This is a genomic window from Vibrio sp. 1F169, assembly GCF_041439605.1.
GTDB classification, from domain to species: domain Bacteria; phylum Pseudomonadota; class Gammaproteobacteria; order Enterobacterales; family Vibrionaceae; genus Vibrio; species Vibrio tasmaniensis_A.
The window spans coordinates 1-2,239 of the sequence record NZ_JBGOOI010000151.1 but is presented as its reverse complement, the minus strand read 5'-3'; the positions used below and the strand labels follow the sequence as shown (position 1 = coordinate 2,239).

1 protein-coding gene is annotated in these 2,239 nt (G+C 34.0%); it reads right to left on the bottom strand.

From position 1 onward, the window contains the following. Positions 1 to 203: 203 nt before the first annotated feature. A complete protein-coding gene (locus ACED53_RS23250) occupies positions 204 to 2,039 on the bottom strand; it encodes a leukocidin family pore-forming toxin (RefSeq protein ID WP_017100264.1) in 1,836 nt (611 codons plus the stop codon). Positions 2,040 to 2,239: the final 200 nt, after the last annotated feature.

The following is a 2,239-nucleotide window of genomic DNA, read 5'->3' as shown; positions in this document are numbered from 1 at the left end:
TTGTTTTATAACGAGGTTTAGGCATAGGGCTACGAGAGGGAGTGAATGTAGCTGAGCAGAGCGTAGGTTCTGGATTTAGTTCCATTGAATTACGCAACAAAGCCGGTTGGCCTGTCACACCTCTAACTAGATTTGCGACAGAACCGTATTTTAGTACTCGTAAGTTTAATAACCTTGAGTTATTACTCTCAAGGGAAAAAATGTCACATATTAAATATATCCGTGTATGACGAGAACATTGAAACTGAGTTGATATTATCCTCAGCTTTTTTCTCTTTCGGAATTAATTTAATTTCTCCTTCATTTACAGTATAACCAAGGCTACTTCCAGTAAATGAATTCTCTAGTTCATCTTTGTCATCTATCCATTTCCATCTTTGTGTTCGCTTTAAACTGCAAGGGCTGACTTTTTTAATGTTACTAGCATCCAAGCACATACCTGGTTGGCTTGTACTCTGATATCGATTAAGTGTATCGAAAATAAATGACTGCTTTAGTTCGGATATATTACAAGTATCAGAATTAACACTGAGGTTTTTATTAACACTTACACATTTATTGTTAAATTTACCCAATTGTAAATTAACCGGCTTTCCGCCAATAAATACAGGATTATCCCAATCAACAGTGAATTTAATATCTTTTTTTACATTTTTAATTTTAAAGTCTTTTTCATTAGGATAATAATATCTTAGGACTTCCCAAGATGGGATTTCTGAATAATAACGATACCCAGTAATTCCAACCGATGAGGATATACTAATGTCTGTTGTCCCTGTGGTCGCAGGTTCAGAATAATAGATTACTTCCATTTTGGGTGTGAAGTTTGCGTACCCTATTGGATTGATTAAGTGTAACCTCCCAAAATAATTTTTTCTGACTGTTACTCCATATGGCGATTCATCTTTTTGTATCGCATGTGGTGAATTATATTGCTCTCTAGACCATTTGAAAGATACATGTTGAGGGCTTTTTGACGATTTCGTTACCGCATAATCAAATGTTTTATATGATAACCACTTGGATTCTGTCCATGACGCGTTGGCATTTAGACTAATTTTGGGTGATGTTTTATCTGCACCAACATCACCTCCAATACCAAATTGAAAAGTTGATACTTCCTTCTTATCATAATTTACATTTAAATTTGTTGCTGGAATGGTTCTTAAAATACTTGTTTTATTATTTGATGCCATCATTTCAAACGTATAGTTTTGTGCTATTGCGGATGACACCCATTCAGATTCAATCCCACCACTTGGCCAAACAATGCCTCTTGAGGCTAAGTACATCGAATATATTTCAGGGTTTAGACTAATCCCTGCGCCAGTGGTTGAATCATCAATGCCAACTCTTACTATTTTAGCATCAGGCGTTGCTGAGCCGATTGTTCCGAACGCAAGGGAGCGTTGCATGTTTATCTTATAAACAAGCGAAATGTTAGCATTTTTACAAAGATGCCGCGATCTATCTCCTAATTGGGTGTTCCAAGTGATATCACATTCAGAATCAGTAATTTGTTTAGTCGCATTATAATATCTAGAAATACTCGGTACCGGTGAGTGTACTACTGGGGTGTTTGATGTTGAACGTTTTTGCCTTTTTGGTGCAGGTTTACTCAAAATTGGGATATTTGTGTCATATCTATCCTTGATCTCTGTAAACATAACGTTATGGTTATGTTCAGTTATTGCAATATAATCAGATTCCAATGAAATACCAAATACCTTTCTAAAGACATGTTTTGCCTTTATTTTTTCTTTATTTCCTTCTATTTCACTAAAATCAACCAGATAACGATAACCATTATTTACAATTAAATCAATTGCATTTTCAATGCCATTTGAATAAATTCCTGATTCTAACCAATACTTTGCATTTATATAAACCAAGTCTGAATTATCAACCATATCACTCATTATATGTATTGATTCACCAACGGGAATGTTTATACCTTCTTGCAGTGTATCGCTAGCTAAAACTGATCTAGATATTAAAACTGATGTTACTAAAATTCCTATTAAATTCAAACGTTTCATAATACTCCTAAATATTTTTTAGTTTTAAAATTAATATGATGGTACTTTGTTGGCACCTTAAATTAATCACTTATAACCTTGATGATTAAGTTTATCATTATACATATAAATTCATAATGGAAAGGTGATTTATGGCTCAATTTATGGGCTTTGTTGCGTAATTCAGTGGAACTAAATCCAGAACCTACGATCTGATCAGC

Coding starts and splice junctions, on each gene's coding strand:
- ACED53_RS23250 (WP_017100264.1), bottom strand. CDS start 2,039: ATGAAACGTTTGAATTTAATAGGAATTTTAGTAACATCAGTTTTAATA.